This window comes from Microbacterium sp. MPR-TSA4, from assembly GCF_058792815.1.
In genome coordinates this window covers 30404-48433 of the sequence record NZ_JBXAFF010000003.1, presented here as the reverse complement: position 1 = coordinate 48433, position 18030 = coordinate 30404, and the positions used below count along the sequence as shown (strand labels likewise).

The 18030-nt window shown below is 69.9% G+C and carries 22 protein-coding genes; 13 read left to right on the top strand and 9 right to left on the bottom strand.

Features of this window, described 5'->3' with window-relative positions; all coding sequences use genetic code 11:
• Window positions 1–3 precede the first annotated feature (3 nt).
• A complete protein-coding gene (locus tag AC1Q49_RS02775; protein ID WP_492490862.1) occupies window positions 4–942 on the top strand; it encodes a hypothetical protein in 939 nt (312 codons plus the stop codon).
• A 328-nt stretch (window positions 943–1270) separates the two neighbouring features.
• On the opposite strand, the gene arr is transcribed toward AC1Q49_RS02775, so the two are convergent.
• Window positions 1271–1693, bottom strand: a complete 423-nt coding sequence (arr, locus tag AC1Q49_RS02770; protein WP_101305531.1) for an NAD(+)--rifampin ADP-ribosyltransferase — start codon at window positions 1691–1693, stop codon at window positions 1271–1273.
• Window positions 1694–1946: 253 nt separating this feature from the next.
• Here arr and AC1Q49_RS02765 point away from each other — a divergent pair, with 253 nt between their 5' ends.
• Window positions 1947–2426: a GNAT family N-acetyltransferase gene (locus AC1Q49_RS02765; RefSeq protein WP_101307153.1), complete on the top strand. Its 480-nt coding sequence runs from the start codon at window positions 1947–1949 to the stop codon at window positions 2424–2426.
• Window positions 2427–2485: 59 nt separating this feature from the next.
• Here the strand turns inward: AC1Q49_RS02765 and AC1Q49_RS02760 are convergent, their stop codons facing one another.
• Window positions 2486–3346 (bottom strand): PhzF family phenazine biosynthesis protein, encoded by an 861-nt coding sequence (locus AC1Q49_RS02760; protein ID WP_492490861.1) that lies wholly within the window; start codon window positions 3344–3346, stop codon window positions 2486–2488.
• Between the two features lie 23 nt (window positions 3347–3369).
• Window positions 3370–3975: a TetR/AcrR family transcriptional regulator gene (locus AC1Q49_RS02755; protein ID WP_492490860.1), complete on the bottom strand. Its 606-nt coding sequence runs from the start codon at window positions 3973–3975 to the stop codon at window positions 3370–3372.
• 135 nt (window positions 3976–4110) lie between these two features.
• Between AC1Q49_RS02755 and AC1Q49_RS02750 the strand changes: the two genes are divergently transcribed.
• A complete protein-coding gene (locus AC1Q49_RS02750) occupies window positions 4111–4935 on the top strand; it encodes a sugar phosphate isomerase/epimerase family protein (RefSeq protein ID WP_492490859.1) in 825 nt (274 codons plus the stop codon).
• Window positions 4932–6059, top strand: coding sequence for a Gfo/Idh/MocA family protein (locus AC1Q49_RS02745; protein WP_492490858.1), 1128 nt, complete (start codon window positions 4932–4934; stop codon window positions 6057–6059). Before AC1Q49_RS02750 ends, AC1Q49_RS02745 begins: the two co-directional genes overlap by 4 nt.
• A 21-nt stretch (window positions 6060–6080) precedes the next feature.
• Here the strand turns inward: AC1Q49_RS02745 and AC1Q49_RS02740 are convergent, their stop codons facing one another.
• The 4 genes from AC1Q49_RS02740 to AC1Q49_RS02725 all read right to left on the bottom strand — a co-directional run bounded on the left by AC1Q49_RS02740 (window position 6081) and on the right by AC1Q49_RS02725 (window position 8871).
• Window positions 6081–6620 (bottom strand): hypothetical protein, encoded by a 540-nt coding sequence (locus tag AC1Q49_RS02740; protein WP_061782005.1) that lies wholly within the window; start codon window positions 6618–6620, stop codon window positions 6081–6083.
• Window positions 6617–7024: a DUF4383 domain-containing protein gene (locus AC1Q49_RS02735; RefSeq protein ID WP_060959008.1), complete on the bottom strand. Its 408-nt coding sequence runs from the start codon at window positions 7022–7024 to the stop codon at window positions 6617–6619. The genes AC1Q49_RS02740 and AC1Q49_RS02735 overlap by 4 nt, the downstream gene beginning before the upstream one ends.
• 85 nt (window positions 7025–7109) lie before the next feature.
• Window positions 7110–7892, bottom strand: coding sequence for an alpha/beta fold hydrolase (locus AC1Q49_RS02730; RefSeq protein ID WP_061782004.1), 783 nt, complete (start codon window positions 7890–7892; stop codon window positions 7110–7112).
• 61 nt (window positions 7893–7953) lie between these two features.
• Entirely contained in the window at window positions 7954–8871 is a 918-nt protein-coding gene (locus AC1Q49_RS02725) for an ROK family protein (protein ID WP_492490857.1), read from the bottom strand.
• 161 nt (window positions 8872–9032) lie between these two features.
• On the opposite strand from AC1Q49_RS02725, the gene AC1Q49_RS02720 reads away from it, so the two are divergent.
• The 4 genes from AC1Q49_RS02720 (at window position 9033) to AC1Q49_RS02705 (ending at window position 11309) form a co-directional block, all read left to right on the top strand.
• Complete coding sequence (locus tag AC1Q49_RS02720) at window positions 9033–10139, top strand: fatty acid desaturase family protein (RefSeq protein ID WP_060959011.1); 1107 nt, start codon at window positions 9033–9035, stop codon at window positions 10137–10139.
• 138 nt (window positions 10140–10277) lie between these two features.
• A complete protein-coding gene (locus tag AC1Q49_RS02715; RefSeq protein WP_060959012.1) occupies window positions 10278–10553 on the top strand; it encodes a hypothetical protein in 276 nt (91 codons plus the stop codon).
• A gap of 40 nt (window positions 10554–10593) precedes the next feature.
• Window positions 10594–10920, top strand: a complete 327-nt coding sequence (locus AC1Q49_RS02710; RefSeq protein ID WP_060959013.1) for a DUF7882 family protein — start codon at window positions 10594–10596, stop codon at window positions 10918–10920.
• 92 nt (window positions 10921–11012) lie between these two features.
• Window positions 11013–11309 (top strand): hypothetical protein, encoded by a 297-nt coding sequence (locus tag AC1Q49_RS02705; protein WP_223849505.1) that lies wholly within the window; start codon window positions 11013–11015, stop codon window positions 11307–11309.
• Window positions 11310–11315: 6 nt separating this feature from the next.
• On the opposite strand, the gene AC1Q49_RS02700 is transcribed toward AC1Q49_RS02705, so the two are convergent.
• Window positions 11316–11678: a DUF7882 family protein gene (locus AC1Q49_RS02700; protein WP_060959014.1), complete on the bottom strand. Its 363-nt coding sequence runs from the start codon at window positions 11676–11678 to the stop codon at window positions 11316–11318.
• 24 nt (window positions 11679–11702) lie between these two features.
• The gene (locus tag AC1Q49_RS02695; protein WP_061782002.1) at window positions 11703–12506 is read right to left on the bottom strand and encodes a DeoR/GlpR family DNA-binding transcription regulator; all 804 of its coding nucleotides are present in this window, start codon (window positions 12504–12506) and stop codon (window positions 11703–11705) included.
• Between the two features lie 179 nt (window positions 12507–12685).
• Between AC1Q49_RS02695 and AC1Q49_RS02690 the strand changes: the two genes are divergently transcribed.
• From AC1Q49_RS02690 to AC1Q49_RS02670, 5 genes are all read left to right on the top strand, one after another.
• Entirely contained in the window at window positions 12686–13987 is a 1302-nt protein-coding gene (locus AC1Q49_RS02690) for an ABC transporter substrate-binding protein (RefSeq protein ID WP_101305539.1), read from the top strand.
• Between the two features lie 133 nt (window positions 13988–14120).
• The gene (locus tag AC1Q49_RS02685) at window positions 14121–15026 is read left to right on the top strand and encodes a carbohydrate ABC transporter permease (protein WP_223848828.1); all 906 of its coding nucleotides are present in this window, start codon (window positions 14121–14123) and stop codon (window positions 15024–15026) included.
• A gap of 7 nt (window positions 15027–15033) precedes the next feature.
• Window positions 15034–15873, top strand: coding sequence for a carbohydrate ABC transporter permease (locus tag AC1Q49_RS02680; protein ID WP_223848829.1), 840 nt, complete (start codon window positions 15034–15036; stop codon window positions 15871–15873).
• A 55-nt stretch (window positions 15874–15928) separates the two neighbouring features.
• A complete protein-coding gene (locus AC1Q49_RS02675; RefSeq protein WP_060959019.1) occupies window positions 15929–16795 on the top strand; it encodes a ketose-bisphosphate aldolase in 867 nt (288 codons plus the stop codon).
• A 28-nt stretch (window positions 16796–16823) separates the two neighbouring features.
• Complete coding sequence (locus AC1Q49_RS02670; RefSeq protein ID WP_492490856.1) at window positions 16824–18029, top strand: ADP-dependent glucokinase/phosphofructokinase; 1206 nt, start codon at window positions 16824–16826, stop codon at window positions 18027–18029.
• Window position 18030: the final 1 nt, after the last annotated feature.

Below are 18030 nucleotides of genomic sequence, written 5' to 3'. Positions count from 1 at the left end.
CCGGTGAGCAGGCATCCCGAACCGAGACGAGCACGCGCGCCGCAACCCGAGGGTCTGACCCGCGTTCCCGAACCGGATTGGTCGTTTTGGGCGACGAAGGCCGCGTCGACCGCGCTCGGCGAGGCCGTCTCGGACTTCTCGATCCGGATCATGCCGCCGGTCGTCGCCGTTTTCCTCGGGTTCGTCATCTTCGCCGTCATGCTCTGCGTGCAGCTCACCCAACGCCGCTATGTGCCCGTGGTGTACTGGCTCACGGTGGCCGCGGTCGGAGTGTTCGGCACGATGGCAGCCGACGTCGTGCTCGGGTTGCCGTATGCGATCTCCGCCCTGGCGTACGCGGTCATCCTGGGGCTCGTTTTCTGGACCTGGTGGCGCGTGGAGGGAACGCTGTCCGTGCACGCGATCACCACGACCCGGCGAGAGCTGTTCTACTGGGCTGCGGTGGTGGGCACATTCGCGCTCGGCACGGCCGCGGGCGACTTCGCCGCGGTCGACCTGAGGGACGGTCATCCACGGCCCCACTCGGCATCGAGAATCTTTGCTGAACTCCAGAACGACCCAGCCGTAAGGTTCACCACCCCAGTCAACGGCGCGTCGCTCGAGTCGTGGGCGAAGAGAGGTGTGCTACTTCTTAATTCCAGCCCTACTGTTCGAGAGGGTACTCCTGGATCAGATCAGCGTTTGTGGGAGGCGTTCACAGCTGGTGTCCTGCAGGTTCTAGCACAGCAACCTAAGCCAATCGTTTTCATGCTCTGGGGTGACGACGCAAACCGGCTCGGTGATGCGGCCCGGTTGCCTGCGCGACACTTGGTATTGAGGTCCACTCATCCGTGGCGGGAGGAAGCGTCACGGTACCCAAGTTTCTCGGGTGCCCGGCATTTCTCGCGCGCAAACCAGTTCCTTGCCAGTAAAGATCGGTCGCCCGTTGACTGGCAGTTGTAGGGTCTCATCGGCGAAAAGCTGGCTACACGACACGCGCGGTACTGTCCGGGCTCGAAGCTCGAAGCTCGAAGTTCGAAGCTCGAAGCTCGAAGCTCGAAGCTCGAAGCTCGAAGCTCGAAGCTCGAAGCTCGAAGCTCGAGCGGACGGACGATCACACGTGCCATGTTTCTGCCACGAATTGAGCTGAAGGGACCTGATCGAGGAGCACCTCCGCGGCGTCAGAACCCGCGGATTCATGCGGTTTCGGTCGGGTTCGATTGGCATCCGCGCGATTTCAAATCCCTCCGTCTCCGCCACTTTCCTCTCGCTCCGGCGGAGCTGCTCCCCGTCAGTTGAGGATCTCGCCTCGTTCCCTGGGCGGTCGCGATGTGATGCGATCGCGCCACCGCTGCCGTTCCTCGGGCGTCAGTCGCGGCCAGTCCTCCACCTCCTCGACCACGCGCAGCGCCGCCGTGCTGCGGTAGGAGCGCGTGGGATTGCCGGGGAACTTCTTGTCGGTCACATTCGGGTCGTCGTCGAAAGCGCCTGTCGGCTCGACGAGGTAGACGCGAGGAGCGCGGCCGTCGCCGACGAGGTCAGCGGCGAGTTCGGCCGCGAGAGCGGCGCCGGACAGCAGCGCGGTGAAGTAGATGTGGTTCATCACGACGTCGGGTCGATAGTTCGATCGGAACCCCGGGCTCAGGAGGTCGCCCGGGTGCAGTTCGGCGACCGTGCCGTGGAAGAAGGGACCCGTCTCGTCGACTGCGCTCACGATCTCAGCGTAGGTCGCCGGCGGCGCGCGCGGAACGAGATGCCGACGAGGCGGCCGCAGACGATGATCTCTTCCAGAAGAAGGAGGACGGCTGCATCACGGGCGTCCTCTCCGGAGGCGGCATCGGTCGAGGTCGCACCTCCCGTTCCGACGGCGCGGGACGTCAGGATGCGGTGGGGCGAACGTAAGAAGCCTGCCCGCGACGCACCGAGGGGGTTGACCCGGTGGACGGTGAGCGATACGGATGGACGCCATGTCCGAGATCATCATTCGCCCCATCCGTCCCTCCGATGCCGGGGAGGTGCTGACGGTTCAGCGCGCGGCGTTCGTCACGGAGGCGCTCATCTACGGCGACCCCGACATGGCGCCGCTGACGCAGACCCTGGATGAGGTCGCGTTCGAACTGCGCGAGAACCTCGGCTGCGTCGCACTCGCCGCGTCGCGCCTGGTCGGGGTCGTGCGCGCCGTCGCGGATGGTGAGGTGCTTCTGGTGGGTCGCATCGCGATCGCGCCCGACCAGCAGGGGGAGGGCATCGGCTCGCGTCTCCTCGAGGCGGTCGAGCAGCGGGGGATCGAGAGCGGATGCCGGCGGGCGGAGCTGTTCACCGGCTCGCTGAGCACGCAGAATATCGCGCTGTACGAGCGTCTCGGCTATCGCGAGAGTGAACGAATCGACCAGGGCGACGGCACCGCGCAGGTCTTCCTGCAGAAAGTGCTCGCCGAGCAGTCCTGACGTCCGGCGTGCCGACCAGCCTCCGCGTCGGTCACGCCGTGAGGGAACGACGTCGACTGCTACCGCATCGCCGTCAGCGGTACGGCGGCACCGCTCACACGAATCCCGCCCGTCGCAGGGATGTCGACCGCGAGCAGACCGGGGCGTCCGACGTGTGCGCCCTGTTCGATGGTGATCCGGCCCGGAACCTCGACCGCCCGCAGATCCCGAAGGTATGCGCCCAATGCGGCGGCCGCCGACCCGGTCGCGGGATCCTCGGTGATGCGTCCCACCGGGAAGAGGTTGCGGGCTGCGAAGCGATCGGCGGTGAGGCGGTGCGCGACCGTGATCGTGGCCGGCCAGCCACGTGCGTCCATGAGGGTGCGCACCTGGCCCGGGTCGAAGGTGAACCCATCGAACGTGGAGCGCTCGGCGAGCGCGATCACGGGGTGGGGGTTCCCGGCGTCGCTGAGGCGCGGCGGGAGCGCCGGATCGAGGTCGGACGACGCCAGAGCGAGCAGATCGAGGATCGCGTCGCGGTCCTCGATCGGCAGCGGACGCACCGACGGTGGCACGCTCGTGAACGCGGCGCGGATGCCGTCGGCGTCCCGTTCGAGCTCGATGCGGATGTCGCCCACGGGGGTGGCGAACACGATGGCGTCTCCCGCGAGGTCGCCGCGTTCGGCGACGGCGACCGCGGTGGCCACCGTCGCGTGCCCGCAGAACGGCACCTCGGCGATGGGGGAGAAGTAGCGGATGCGGCGGGCGCCGCCTTCGCGGGTACCGATCACGAAGGCGGTCTCGGCGAAGTCGACCTCGGCCGCGATCCGCTGCATGGTCGCCGCGTCGAGCCCGCGTGCGTCGAGCACCACGCCGGCCGGGTTGCCGCCCTCGGGGTCGGAGGTGAAGGCGGCGTAGCGCAGGACGTCGGGAACGGTCATCGTCCCAGGCTAGGGCGCCGGCCTCAGCGGCGCGACTGGAGCAGGCGCGCGAAGGTGCGCAGGGTGTCGCTGAGTCCGAGGGACGGCTCGAGCAGCCACTGGATCTGCAGACCGTCGGATGCCGCGATCAGCAGGGCGGCGAGGTCTTCGGCGGGCACGTCGTCGCGGATGTCGCCGGCCGCCTGCTGCGTGCGGAAAGAGGCGGTCAGCTCCGCGCGCACCCGGTCGAAGCGTGCGGAGAAGAACTCGCGCCCGACGTCGTTGCCGGCCTCCAGCGAGGCGGCGAGCAGGGTCGAGTAGAGCTGGACGAGCCCCGGCACGTCGACGTTGGCGATCGCGGCGTCGATCATGGTGTCCACGCCCGGCGGGCCGGACGGGCTCGCCGTCGCGTTGCGGCGAGCCTCGGCGTGCGCGTAGACGGCGACGAGCAGCTGCTCGCGCGAGTCGAAGTAGTGCAGCAGGGCGGCGTGCGAGACGCCGATCGCCTCTGCGATGCGCCGCAGCGACGTGCCGTCGGCGCCGCGCTCGCGGAAGACCTCGATGGCGCGGTCGAGGATCTCCTGGCGGCGGGCGACGCCCTTCGGCTGCAGTCCGCGCCGACCGATCACCGCCTCGTCGTCCGTGCTCACGGCATCCAACCTAGCCGATGGCGGGAAACAAAACCTCCAGGTGGAGGTTTTGTGATACCGTCGCCTCAGCGCCGAACGGACGACGAGCCGGCGACGCCGTACACACGAGACAACGAGGTTCGAAGGACGCACGTCATGACACTGCCCGTCGCTTCCGTCCAGCTCTACACGCTGGCCAAGGAGTTCACCGCCGACATGGGGGGCTCGCTCGACAAGCTCGCCGCGATCGGCCTGCGCAACGTGGAGGCGTTCGACTTCGTCTCCCGTCCGACGCAGATCCGCGCCGCGCTGGATGCCAGCGGCCTCGCATCGCCCACCGGGCACGCGCCGCTGCTGTCCGACACGCTCTGGACCCCGGACGGCGAGATCCCGACCCCCGCCCCCGAGGTGGTGTTCGCCGCCGCCGCCGAGATCGGCATGACCACGGTCATCGACCCGTTCGTCGCCCCCGAGCGGTGGCTGACGGCCGACGGCGTCGCCGACATCGCCGACCGCCTCAACCGCGCCGCCGAGAAGGCCGCTGAGTTCGGCCTGAGCGTCGGCTACCACAACCACGCGCAGGAGTTCGTCGCGTCCTTCGACGGCGCCACCGCCTACGAGCGCTTCGTCGCGCTGACCGACGAGCGCGTGCAGCTCGAGCTCGACCTCTTCTGGGCGCTGACCGGCGGCCAGGACGTGCCGGCTCTCGTCTCCGCGCTGGGCGATCGCCTCGTCGCGGTGCACGTCAAGGACGGCGTCGTCCCGGCATCCAACCCGTGGGCTCCGGGCGCCGGCTCGTTCGGCTCGGACACCCTCGACCAGCGTCACGCCGGCACCGCCGACGTCCCGCTCGCGGAGGCGCTGACCGCCGGCACCGCGATCCGCTACGCCGTGATCGAGTACGACAAGGCCCCGGGAGACGTGTTCGAGGACATCGCCGCCAGCTACGCCTTCCTCCGCGACGGGGGGTACGTCAAGTGAGCGCCCTGCGCGTCGGTGTCATCGGCACCGGAGTCATCAGCCAGACCTACCTGGAGAACCTGACCTCGTTCCCCGACGTCGAGGTCGTGGCGGTGGGCGACCTGCTGCCCGAGCGCGCCCGGGCGAAGGCCGAGGAGCACGGCGTGCCCAGCTGGGGAACGGGCGCGGACGTGCTGGCCAATCCCGACGTCGACCTCGTGGTCAACCTCACGATCCCGGCGGTGCACGTCGCGGTGTCCCAGGCGGCGGTCGCCGCCGGCAAGCACGTCTGGACCGAGAAGCCGCTGGGCCTGGACCGTGAGAGCACGCGCGCGCTGCTCGCGCAGGCGGATGCCGCCGGCGTGCGCGTCGGCTCGGCGCCCGACACGATCCTCGGGCCCGGCTTCCAGACCGCCAAGCGCGCCATCCGCGACGGCGTCATCGGCACGCCGCTGTTCGTGCAGACGTCGTTCCAGACGCAGGGTCCCGACCTCTGGCATCCCGAGCCCGCGTTCCTGTTCGCCCAGGGGGCCGGCCCGCTCCTGGACATGGGCCCGTACTACTTCTCGGCCCTCGTGAGCCTGCTCGGCCCCGTCGCCGGCGTCACCGCCCGCGGTTCGCGCTGGCAGACGACGCGCCAGATCCACACCGGCCCGCGGGCGGGGGAGAGCTTCCCCGTCGAGGTGCCCTCCACGGTCCAGGTGCTGACCTCGTTCGCCGGCGGCCAGCACGGCACCCACCTGCTGAGCTTCGACTCGGCGCTGGAGCGCCACGGCGTCATCGAGATCCACGGCTCGGAGGGCACCATCGTCCTGCCCGACCCGAACGCTTTCACCGGGCGGACGGCCTACGTCAAGCCGCTCGGGGTCATCCGCGACGGCATGCGCTTCGAGCAGGAGTGGATCGAGGTCGAGGAGCAGGGCACCGTGGTCGGCCGCGGACTGGGCGTGCTCGACATGGCCCGCGCCATCGCGGACGGCCGTCCTCACGTCGCGACCGGAGAGCTCGGCTACCACGTGCTGGACGTCATGCTCTCGGCGCAGGAGTCCGCCGGCACCGGGCAGACGCTCACGATCGACAGCACCGTGGCCGACGTCCCGCTGCTGCCGGACGGATTCGACCCCTTCGCGCGCACGCTCTCCTGACCGTCCCGCGCCGCCCCGCCGTCAGTGGCCGGCGTGCGGGTCGACCACGATGACGGTGCCGTCGGTGCGCAGCAGCGCCGCGTCCTGCACGGCGCCCAGCGCCGGGGTGGTCACCACCGCCACGATCGCCGCGGCGAGCAGCAGCGGCACCGTGCGGATGGCACCGGGCGCGGACGGGCCGCGGCGCGCGGCGGCGATGGTCATGACGGCCACCAGAAGTAGGAGCACGATCGCGACGGCGGCGGCCAGCACGCTCGCGCGGCCTCCGGTCGCGGCGAGGAGCGCGGCGACGCCGATGACAGTGACGAGCGTCGACGCCGCCGCGGTTCGGGGGATCGGCAGACGTCCGGCGGCCAGCGCCGCGGCGCCCCAGGCGAGCCAGGCCGCGCCGGCGGTCGCGAGGACGATACCGATCCCCCGACCCCAGACGGACGAGGAGGCGGCGGTGACGGCCGCCGCCCCCATGCCGATCGAGATGAGTCCCGCCCCCCACGCGAGCGGGACGATCCAGGCGCGCAGAGCGGCTCCCGGGGCGGCCGCGGCGTGGGAGGGTGCGCTCATGCCGTGACCGACCGTGCGCCGCGCTCCGCGCCGAGGCCCACGCCCAGCAGCACGATCGCGCTGCCGAGGTGCAGGAAGTGGTCGGGCACGTTGAGCGCCAGGATGTTCGCGGACGTGCCGACCAGGAAGAAGCCGACCACGCCGAGCAGCAGGTAGGCCGCGCCGATCGTGGCGTTGACGGTCTTGGCGGCACGCACGCCGCTGAGGCCGGCGATCACGAGCGCGGCACCGATCAGAAGGTGGGCGATGTTGTGCAGCGGGTTGACGGCGAAGATGCCGAGCAGCAGCCCGCCGTCGGTGGCGAGGAACCCCACGCCGCCGGTGACGGCGAAGCCGAGGGCTCCGACGACGAGGTAGACGGCGCCGAAGACGACGGCGACGAGGCGGTTCGGTGACGAGCTCATGACTGACCTCCTGTTCAGGTCGCGACGGGTGTCGTGACGGAGGTTGTTCGGGGCTCGCGGGGAAACGGATTGCCCGGGTGCGCCGTCAGGCCCAGCGTTCGGCGACGATCGTCGTCGCGGCGGCGGGGTCGAGGCGGTGACCGACCGACTCGGGCACGATGAGAAGCTCCGCGGCCGGCATGGCCGCGGACAGGCGCTGCGCCGCGGCCGACAGCATCGGGAACGTCTGCTGCCCGCAGAGGATCGTGACCGGGACGGCGACCGACAGCATCCCCTCGTCCGGGGTCGACAGCTCACGGGTGAGCGCGGCGTCGTAGACCGTGGACTGCGCGAGCGGAACGATCTGCGCGAACATCGGGGTCGCGCGGAACTGCGCGATCATCGCCTCGGGCAGGCCGACCGCCTCCCGCTGGAACAGCACGACGGCCTCCTCCTCGTCGCCGGCGTCGACCAGGGCCTGGATGCGGTCGGCGAGGTCGACGGCCGGCTCGTGGACGCCGAAGTGGAACGGCGGCTCCGAGAGGAACAGCCGACGGATCCCGCCGCCCGAGGGGAGCGAGGCCGTGTACAGCGCCAGCACGGCGCCGGACGAATGACCGAGGACCGCGGCCGCGCCGCCGGCGGCCGCGACCACCGCGGCGAGGTCCTCGGTCTCCCGGAGCGGGGCGGAGGGCCGGGTGTCGCCGCTGTCGCCGCGGGCGCGGCGGTCGTACGTCACCGCGCGGAAGCCGGCGCGCGCCAGCGCCTCGGCGAGGGGCGCGGCATCCCGCGCCGTCGACAGGGCGCCGTTGACGATGACGACGGCGGGACCGGTTCCGGTCTCGTGCAGGGCGATGGCGGTGCCGTCGGCCGATGTGATGTGACGCATGAGCAGATGCAAGCACCGGGTGCCGACATCGTCAACACGAGCGGGCCACGCGCCGCCGACGTCAGAGCAGGTCGGCGCGGTGCACGAGCGCCGCCGCGCCGATGAGCGGGGCGTCGCCGCCCAGGCCCGCGCGCACGACGGGCAGTCGCGCGGCGTACCCGTTGATCGCCGAGGCGCGCACGACCTCCTCGATCTGGTGCGGGTAGTCGTCGGCGACGAACGAGAAGCCCCCGCCGACGACCGCCAGCTCCAGGTCGAGCAGCGTCGCGGCGCTCGCCAGGCCGATCCCGACCGCGTGCGCGGAGCGGGCGACGGCCGCCCGGGCGATGCGGTCGCCGTCCCGATACGCGGACGCGAGCTCCTCGCCGGTCGAGCCCGTCCAACCCCGCTCCTGCGCCCACGCGACGGTGTGCGGTCCCGAGGCGCGCTGCTCGAGGGTGGATGCCGCCGGGTCGCCGTCGATGTCGGCGACGAGCATCTGCCCGAGGTGCCCGGCGTTGCCCGACCCTCCGGCGACGAGTCGTCCGTCCGACAGGATGCCGCCGCCGACGCCGGTCGAGACGACGAAGACGATCGCGTTACGGACGCCCCGGGCGGCGCCCCGCCACGCCTCGGCGAGTGCGATGCAGGTGCCGTCCAGGCGCAGTGTGACGCCGTCGAGCCCGCTCGCCGCGCGCACCGCCTCGACGATGCCGAAGCCGTGGGCCGCGGGGAGATTGATCGGCGCGATGGTGCCGGCGGCCAGATCGATCGGCCCGGCGGCGCCGATCCCCGCGGCGGCGACCTCGCTCCAGCGCGGGTGCGCGCGGCATCCGTCGATCACCTCGGCGAGGCCGCGTGAGAGCACGGTGACATCCGAGGCGGCGCCGGCCCCCGTCGGCGTCCGTCGCCGGGAGCCCTCGACGATCGCGCCGTCGTCGTCGACCAGGGCCGCTTCGATCTTCGTGCCGCCGAGATCGATCGCCAGTGCGAGTGTCATGCCGCATCCTTGAGGGCTGGGAGCAGGGGAGCGGGCCGGAGAGTATGCCCGGAGCCGTATAGACGTAAGCGTAGTGTCGGGACCAGCGATCGGCATCCGCCTTTGGCTTCGCCCAACGGGCATCGCGTGGTGCGATGGACCGCCGATCAACGGAGCCGGACATGGCCACCATCGCCCCCGCATCCACTCTCGGACCGATTCGACAGACCTACGCGACGTCGGAGACGTTCCCGTCGGTCGCTCGGTCGTACACCCAGGTGTCGCAGGTCGTGAAGGAACTCGGCCTGCTGCGCCGCGCGCCCGTGTTCTACGCGCTCGTCGGCGCAGCGCTCGCGCTGTGCCTCGGCGGGTGCGTCGCGGGCTTCGTGCTCCTGGGGCAGAGCTGGTTCCAGCTGCTGATCGCGGCGGCGCTGGGCATCGTGCTCACCCAGGTCGCGTTCCTCGCCCACGAAGCGGCGCACCGCCAGATCCTCTCCTCCGGCCCGGCCAACGACCGCCTCGCCCGCATCCTCGCCGCCGGCGTCGTCGGCATCAGCTACTCGTGGTGGGACTCCAAGCACTCCCGCCACCACGCGAACCCCAACCGCGTCGGCAAGGACCCGGACATCGAGGTCGACACGATCTCGTTCCTCGTCGAGGACGCCGTGCAGGCGCGCGGCATCCGCCGGTTCATCACGCGTCGCCAGGGCTGGTTCTTCTTCCCGCTGCTGACGCTCGAGGGCCTCAACCTCCACGCCCACGGCATCCGCCACCTCCTGTCGCGCCAGCCGGTCAAGAAGCGCGGACTGGAGCTGGCGCTGATCACGACGCGTCTCGCCGTCGTCATCGTCCCGGTCTTCCTGCTCCTGCCCCTCGGCATGGCGTTCGCCTTCCTCGGCGTGCAGCTCGCGGTGTTCGGCGTGTACATGGGCGCCTCGTTCGCCCCCAACCACAAGGGGATGCCGATCGTCGACGCGAGCGCCCGCCTCGACTTCTTCACGAAGCAGGTGCGCACGTCGCGCAACATCACGGGCGGCTGGTGGGCGACCTGGATGTTCGGCGGTCTGAACCACCAGGTCGAGCACCACCTCTTCCCCAGCATGGCCCGACCGCACCTCTCGAAGGCGCGTGCCGTGGTCCGCGACTACTGCAAGGGCGCCGGCATCCCGTACACGGAGACGAGCGTCTGGCGCTCGTACGCCATCGTCATCGACTACCTCAACCGCGTCGGCCTCGCGGCCCGCGACCCGTTCGACTGCCCGATGGTGGCGGACTACCGCCGCGCGTGAGCGCGCGGGGCGCCGCCGGCGCCGGGGCCTGTCAGGGTCGCCGGAGGCTGTCAACCCCCTCGTCGTCGCCCGCCCGGTTCGGTTGACTGTGGACTCCCACCCGACGTTGTTCTGACGATTCCCTGGCGAGGCCGAGCCGTGAAAGACATTCTGATCGAGGGTCACCGCATCCTCACCACCGATGACGTCGCGGACGCGGTGCTGACGTACGCCCAGCGGCTGGTGCAGACCGGGTCGACAGACATCGTGGAGTTCCCCAGCATCGATGACGGATCGCTCAGTGTCTGCCGGATGCTGCTGGGCAGCGGCATCCCCGTGGCGGTGCTCGACGCCACCACCTCGCTGGCGTCCGACGTCGTCGGGGCCGATCGCGCGTGCGCGGAGATCTCCCGCCGCACCGCGGCACTGGCCTGAGCGGCGCGCCGGCGTCGGAAGCTCGCAGTACGGTAGAGCCGTGGGACGGTTCAGTTACGACGGCAGTGTCAAAGCGGAGTTCGACGACCGGGTGCTCGCGCACCTGCAGGTCGTCATCAGTCAGAAGCTGCGGCGCGGCGAGACGTTCACCTTCAGCTGGCGCAACGACACGAGCCTCGGCGACGGACGCACCGCGATCTGGCTGCACCCGCACGCGTCGCTCGTGTACACGTACCACGGCAGCCGCCAGCCGGCGCTCAACCGTGCGTGGCTCGAGGCGCTGACCCACGCCGCGAACTCCACCGCCGGGCTCCAGATCGTGCCCGAGCCCGAAGGCCCCTACAGCGGCGAGGTCATGACCGGCTGAGCGCCGCACCTCTCACGTCGGCAGGGGCCTGTCAATCCCCTCGTCCGTCGTCTGCGCGACGCGCAGACTGGGGGATGAAGGCGGTGACGGTGATGACGCATCCTGCGCGAATCGACGGCCCCCTCGAACTCATCCCCATCGACGACGATGCGTGGCGACTGTGCGACACGCGTGTGGGCGCCAACGACGCGGAGTTCGTGGTGGCGTACATCGAGCGAGGCGACGACGGCTACGACGCGGTGTGGATGCGGGGTCCGCGGCGCCGCTCGCGCCATCGCCGCCTGGACGAGTGTCTGAGCTGCGGCCACGCCCTCCTGCGGGCGGAGGAGTCGTCGACCGCGAGTCGGCCGATCCCGATCGCGCATTTCCCGCCCGTGCGGGCCACGTGAGGACCCTCAGGCGTCGGCGACCGCGACCGTCTGCGGCGCGTTGTCCTGCGCCTCCTCGTCGGCGGGGGCTTCGATCTGCTCCTCGGTCAGGAGGATGCCGCCGGACGAGCTGGCCGACTGCGCCAGCTCCTCGATCCACGCCCGGTTCAGCTCGGTCGGCTCGGGGTCGTCGAACACGAAGCGCAGCGCGATGGACGGATGCAGCCAGATCGTGCTGCGACCGCCGGGCTCGCCCTCGGGGTGCTGCCAGGAGACCGTGAAACTCTCGCCGCGGCGCAGTTTCGTCGCGACGACGACCTTGAGGTGCGCCAGCACCCGGTCCTCGATGTGGATCGGCGTCGCCGACCCTCCGTAATAGATGGTGCCCACGCTGCGATTGTAGGTCGCGTCGCGTCAGGGTGTCATCACGCTGACACCGGCCTGACCCAGCGCCGCGGCGAGGGCCGGCGCGGGCGGGGCGTCGGTGATCAGGTAGTCGGCGCCGTCGAGCGGCGCGACCTGCGCGAACAGGCGCCGCCCGAGCTTGGAGGAGTCGGCCAGCACCGCGGTGCGGTCGGCGCGGTCGATCATCTCCGCCATCATGGTGGCGTCGCCCAGGTTGCTCGTGGAGTACCCGGACTCGTCGACGGCGCCCACCGCGACCAGCGCGAGGTCGCAGCGGATGTCGAGCTCGCGTCCTCCGGCCGCCATCGTGAACGTGACCGGCCCGGTGGTCGCCTGGGTGATGGTGCGCACCGCGCCGCCGAAGACGTAGAGGTCGCGGAAGGCGGAGGGGGCGATCTCGGCGGGGATCCGCAGGTTGTTGGTCGCGATCGTCAGATCCCGGTGACTGCGCAGGGCGCGGGCGACCGCGAGCGTCGTCGTGCCGGCGTTGAGCATGATGACCGCGCCGTCGTCGACCATCTCCGCCGCCAGTCGGGCGATGCGCTCCTTCTCCTCCACCTGTACGCGCAGGCGCACATCCAGCCCCCGGTCGCGCAGCGCGCCGTCGGTGGCGCTCACGGCGCCGCCGTGGGTGCGGATGAGCGCGCCCTCGCGGTGCAGCTGATCCAGGTCGCGGCGCACCGTGTCGATCGAGACGTCGAAGTGCTCCGACAACTCGGCGACGGTGACCTGTCCGTGTTCGGCGACGTAGGCCGCCAGGTCGGCCTTGCGCCCGGCGGGGAGACGTCGGCCGCGGGGGGCTGCTTTGTCCATGCCTCCATCACTAGCACAGGGCACGCCGTTTTCACCTCTCAAATCAGCAAAAGGCGGCAGAAGTCAGCATTGTTTGCGAAGGAGCTCTTGACGAAGCGGCAAAAGACGGCATAATGGTGCTGAAAGACGCATGAATCCGCAGCGGTGCGGATCGCGCACATACTCAAAGAGGAGAAGCGATGTCCAGAGTGGGGCGGGGTCACAGCAGGGCCCTCACAGTCGTCGGCGCGGTCGCCGCGGCGACGACGCTGTTGGCGATGTCGGGCTGCTCGAGCAGCGCATCGCCGTCCGGCAGTTCGGACGCCGGCGGCGACGTCACGATCGAGTTCGCCCAGTGGTGGGAGCCGGAGCTTCCCGATGGGCAGTTCCGCGCGCTGATGGATCAGTTCGAGTCCGAGAACCCCGGCATCAAGGTGAACCTGGTCAGCGGCCCCTACGCCTCGACCAAGGAGCAGCTGTTCGCCGGCGCCGCCTCGGGCACCATGCCCGACGTCGTCGGCCTCGACGGCGCGTGGGTCAACGATTTCGCCTCCAAGGGCGTCATCGCGAACCTCACCGACCTGATGAAGGACAGCGGCTACGACGACAGCCAGCTCGCGAGCCAGATCAAGGTCGACGGCAGCACCTACATGATCCCGGTCGTCAACTTCGTCTACCCGATGTTCACGAACGACGACCTGCTCGCCAAGGCCGGCGTCACCGCGCCCCCGTCGACGCGCACCGAGTTCGCCGACGCCGCGAAGAAGATCACCGCTCTCGGCGGCGACGTCTCGGGCTGGGTGCTCCCGCTCTCCCTCGAAGCCCCCAACGGCGTGCAGAACGACGTGATGTCGTGGGTCTGGGCGTCGGGCGGCTCGATGCTGAAGGACGGCAAGCCCGACCTGACGAACAAGGACGTCACCTCGGCGATGGACTACATCGACGGCCTCTGGAAGGACGGCGTCATCGCGTCCGGCTCGTTCACGATGAAGGAGCAGGACAAGGTCGAGGAGTTCACGAACGGTCGCGTCGGCATGATGATCGACTCGCTCGCGCACATCAACCTGATCCGCGAGTCGAACCCCGACCTCAAGTTCTCGATCTCCGCCATCCCGGCCGCCGACGGCTACACCGGCGAGCGGGGCATCCCGTACGCCTCCTGGGGCATCGGCGTGGCCGAGAACTCGGCGCACAAGGATGCCGCCTTCAAGCTCGTGTCGTTCCTGATGAGCAAGGACACGAACTCGAAGCTGTCGACCCTGGCGAAGGCCTTCCCCGGCAACACGCAGTCCACGCCGGACTTCTCGGGCAGCGACGAGCTCTTCAAGCAGGCCTTCGACATCTACAAGGCGGGCTATCCGGCCAACGAGTTCACGGGCCTGCCCACGGCCGAGGACCTCATGCGCCAGCTCGGACAGCAGCTGCAAACGGCGCTGGACGGGCAGCAGTCCATGGACGATGCGCTCAAGAACGCGCAGACGTCCTGGGAAGCGGCGTTCTAGCGCTTCCCCCTCTGCCGGGTGCCGCATCGCCGATGCGGTGCGGCACCCGTTCACCGCTCGCCACGCCTCAGCCCCCTCAACCGGTCAGAACTAGGAGCCGTGCGGTCTCATGACCCTCAAAACACCCGTCTCGATGGACACCGAAGTCCTGGTGACCGGCGTCGCGCACTCCCGGCGCCGCCGCCAGCTGCGGCGCACGACCGAGTCGTACGCGTTCCTCGCACCCACCCTCGCGCTGCTGCTGGTGCTCATGATCATCCCGATCGTCATGGTCATCGGCTACTCGCTGCAGAGCAACGTCATCCTCAGTAAGAACGGCGAGTTCGTCGGCCTCGAGAACTACCTGACCGTCCTGGGCGACGGCACCTTCTGGAAGGCGACGTCGAACACGGTCGTCTTCACGGTCGTGAGCGTCGCCGCGCACCTGGTCCTCGGACTCGGCTTCGCCCTCATGCTCAACAGCCCGCTCATCGGCGGCGTGCCGCGTGCGATCTTCCGCGGCCTCTACGTCCTGCCGTGGCTGTTCACGGTCGCCGTCATCGCGGTGCTCTGGCGGATGCTCCTCGCGCCCAACGGCGTCGTCAACTTCCTCCTGAACGCCAACATCGAGTGGCTCGCGTCGCCGCAGCTGGCGCTCGGCACCGTGACCTTCATCAACATCTGGGCGGGCTACCCGTTCTTCATGGTGAGCCTGCTCGCCGGGCTCCAGGGCATCCCGAGCGACCTCTACGAAGCCGCAACGGTCGACGGCGCGAGCAGCGTGCAGCGCTTCTGGAACGTCACGCTCCCGCAGCTGCGCCCCATCATCATCAGCCTGCTGCTGCTCGATCTGATCTGGACCTCCCAGCAGTTCGCCCTCATCTGGATGACCACCGGCGGCGGCCCGATCGACGTCACCGAGGTGCTGAGCACCTACACCTACAAGCTGGCCTTCGCGAAGTACGACTTCTCGCTCGCGGCGACCTCCGCCGTGCTCGTCCTGCTCATGTCGATGGTCCTCGCCGTGTTCTACGTGCGGCATCAGAAGGCGAGGGATTGAGATGGCCATGTCCGTGCAGACCCGTCGGCGCACCGCGCGCGCCGGCATCTACCTCGGCCTGCTGCTGGGTGCGGTCTTCGCCGCGGGACCCGTGCTGTGGATGCTGTCGAACTCGTTCAAGTCGAACACCGAGATCTTCGAGCTGCCGCCGCGGCTGATCACCGACACGTTCTCGTTCGACGCGTACGTCGCGATCTTCACCAATCCGGAGACGGTCCGCTTCTTCATCAACAGCTACGTCGTCGCCGGCGCGGTGACGGTGCTGACGCTGCTGGTCGCGATCCAGGCCGCGTACGCGTTCAGCCGCTTCGAGTTCCGCGGCAAGCGCATCCTCAACGTCATCATCGTGAGCGTGCAGGCGGTGCCGCCGATCACGCTGCTCATCCCGTACTTCGGTCTCGTGGTCGGCCTCGGCCTCTACAACACCTACCCGGGCCTGATCCTCACCTACATGGTGTTCACGCTGCCCTACGCGATCATCATGATGACGGGGTACTTCAACACCCTGCCGCGCGAGCTCGACGAAGCCGTGCGCGTGGACGGGGCCGGATCGATGACCGCGCTGTGGCGCGTCCTGGTGCCGATCTCGGTGCCCGGCATCGTCTCGGTCGGCATCTACACGTTCATGATCGCGTGGAACGAGTACCTGTTCGCCCTGACGCTGACCCGCACGATCGACATGCGCACCGTCCCCATCGGCATCCAGCTGCTCATGGGCCAGCACTCGTACGAGTGGAACCAGATCATGGCGATGAGCGTGCTCGGCTCGATCCCCGTGCTGATCCTCTTCCTCTTCTTCCAGCGCTACTTCATCAGCGGGCTGACGGCCGGCTCGGTCAAGAGCTGACCGGACCCGCCCGCACAGGCGTCCACAACCACCCCCACCGACAGGAGAATCCACCGTGGTGCTGTACACCGGCAAGTCCATCCTCGACATCGCCAATCAGAACAACTTCGCCATCCCGGCCTTCAACATCAGCGACTGGGCGATGTTCCTCGGCGTCATGGACGTCAGCGAGGAGAAGAACGCGCCCGTCATCATCGCGATCCACCCCGACGAGGTCTCCCACGTGACGACCGACCTCATCGTCGCGATCCGCGAGCGCGCGCACCGCTCGAGCGTGCCGGTCGCGATCCACTGGGACCACGGCGGGACGTACGAGCAGATGATCACCGCCATCCAGGCCGGCTTCACCTCCGTCATGATCGACGCCTCGCTCCTGCCCTTCGAGGAGAACGTGGCGCTCACCCGCAAGGTCGTCGAGGCCGCGCACGCCGTCGGCATCCAGGTGGAGGGCGAGCTCGGCACGATCGGGGCGAACGACAGCTACGGCGAGTCCGGCGCGGCCGAGATCATCTACACCAACGTCGACGACGCGGTGCGCTTCGTCGAGGAGACCGGCGTGGACAGCCTCGCGATCGCGATCGGCACCTCGCACGGCCTGTACCCCGCCGAGAAGAAGCCCGAGCTGCGCCACGACCTGCTCGAGCAGATCAAGGCCGCCGTCAAGATCCCGCTGGTGCTGCACGGCGGCTCGGGAAACCCCGACGCCGAGCTCGCCCGCGCCGTGTCGCTGGGCATCAACAAGATCAACATCTCCAGCGACATCAAGGTCAGCTACCACAACCGCATGCGCGAGATCCTCGGCACCGACGAGCGTCTGCGCGAGCCGAACGCGATCCAGCCCGAGCCGATCGCCGCGCTGAAGGTGACGGCGGCGGAGAAGATCGACCTGTTCGGTGCGACCGGCAAGGCGGATCTGTACTGACCACCCCCGGCGGGAGATCATCGACACCATGAGCGCGCGACTCGTCCTCGGCCTCGGCGGCACCGTCGACTACGAGATCCGGTGGGATGCCGCGGTCATCAGCGCCCTCGCGCACCGGCACGGTGTGCGGCGGGCCGAGCTGACGACCACGGCCCCCATCGACGACGAGCGCGCGCTCATCGTCGCGATCCTCGCCCTCTTCGAGCGCGGCGTCGGGGGAGAGCGGTTCGCCGCCTCCTCCGACATCCTCGAGCGCTTCGCGGCGCGGTTCGAGACGTCCGTGAGGCTCGGCGGCACGGGGGTGCGGGCGGGGATCGCGCTGGCGAACCTCGGCATCCCCAGCACCCAGCACCTGGTGAGCATCGACGACAACGTGCGTCGTCTCATGCCGCCGATCATCGACTGGGTGTGCTCGGCGACGACCGACACGCTCGACCCGCACCTGATCGTGCAGTATCCGGAGGGCGCGACCGTCGCGCTCGCCGACGGCGAGGTCGTGGCGCCCTCCGCGAACCGCGTCATCGTGGCCAACGACCGTCCGAACCGGGAGATGGCGATCTCCGCGCAGCTGGGCGATCGCCTGCGCACCGCGGACGCCTTCCTCGTATCGGGCTTCAACACGATGCAGGACGCGGCGCTCCTGGCGTCGCGCCTCGACGACCTCTGGGCCGCGATGCGGCAGCTTCCGTGGGGAGCGCTCGTCTATTACGAGGATGCCGGGTTCTACCGTCGCGACTTCGCCGCGATCGCCCGAGACCGCCTCCTCCCGCGCATCGACGTGTACGGCATGAACGAGGACGAGCTGCAGGAGTACGTCGGCCGCGAGGTCGACCTGCGCGACGGGGCGGACGTGGCGGCCGCCCTCGATGAGGCGCATCGCCTCATCCCGGTGCCGGCGCTCGTGGTCCACACCCGTTTCTGGTCGATCGCCGTCGGACCCGACGCGCCGCGCCATCGCGCCGCCCTCGAGGCGGCCGTGCGGGTCTCGGCCACGCGGTACCGGCTCGGCGACGTCTTCGACGCGGCCGACCTCGAGGTCACGTCGCGCCTGCCGCGGCATCCGGACGGCGTCGGCGTCGTCGCGGCCGTCGGCGCCCACCGCCCGGATGCCGCGGGCGTGGCGGCCGTCGTCGCCGACACCCCGACCCCCACCACCATCGGGCTGGGCGACAGCTTCGTCGGCGGCTTCCTGTCCGTGACCCGCGCGGCCGTCGACGCCGCGACCGCGCACTGAG

Bases quoted from the DNA above. Each gene is read 5' to 3' on its own strand.
- AC1Q49_RS02685 (WP_223848828.1), top strand. From the start codon at position 14,121: ATGGACACCGAAGTCCTGGTGACCGGCGTCGCGCACTCCCGGCGCCGC.
- AC1Q49_RS02765 (WP_101307153.1), top strand. From the start codon at position 1,947: ATGTCCGAGATCATCATTCGCCCCATCCGTCCCTCCGATGCCGGGGAG.
- AC1Q49_RS02695 (WP_061782002.1), bottom strand. From the start codon at position 12,506: ATGGACAAAGCAGCCCCCCGCGGCCGACGTCTCCCCGCCGGGCGCAAG.
- AC1Q49_RS02720 (WP_060959011.1), top strand. From the start codon at position 9,033: ATGGCCACCATCGCCCCCGCATCCACTCTCGGACCGATTCGACAGACC.
- AC1Q49_RS02680 (WP_223848829.1), top strand. From the start codon at position 15,034: ATGTCCGTGCAGACCCGTCGGCGCACCGCGCGCGCCGGCATCTACCTC.
- AC1Q49_RS02760 (WP_492490861.1), bottom strand. From the start codon at position 3,346: ATGACCGTTCCCGACGTCCTGCGCTACGCCGCCTTCACCTCCGACCCC.
- AC1Q49_RS02735 (WP_060959008.1), bottom strand. From the start codon at position 7,024: ATGAGCTCGTCACCGAACCGCCTCGTCGCCGTCGTCTTCGGCGCCGTC.
- AC1Q49_RS02690 (WP_101305539.1), top strand. From the start codon at position 12,686: ATGTCCAGAGTGGGGCGGGGTCACAGCAGGGCCCTCACAGTCGTCGGC.
- AC1Q49_RS02670 (WP_492490856.1), top strand. From the start codon at position 16,824: ATGAGCGCGCGACTCGTCCTCGGCCTCGGCGGCACCGTCGACTACGAG.
- AC1Q49_RS02730 (WP_061782004.1), bottom strand. From the start codon at position 7,892: ATGCGTCACATCACATCGGCCGACGGCACCGCCATCGCCCTGCACGAG.
- AC1Q49_RS02725 (WP_492490857.1), bottom strand. From the start codon at position 8,871: ATGACACTCGCACTGGCGATCGATCTCGGCGGCACGAAGATCGAAGCG.
- AC1Q49_RS02705 (WP_223849505.1), top strand. From the start codon at position 11,013: ATGACGCATCCTGCGCGAATCGACGGCCCCCTCGAACTCATCCCCATC.
- AC1Q49_RS02750 (WP_492490859.1), top strand. From the start codon at position 4,111: ATGACACTGCCCGTCGCTTCCGTCCAGCTCTACACGCTGGCCAAGGAG.
- AC1Q49_RS02740 (WP_061782005.1), bottom strand. From the start codon at position 6,620: ATGAGCGCACCCTCCCACGCCGCGGCCGCCCCGGGAGCCGCTCTGCGC.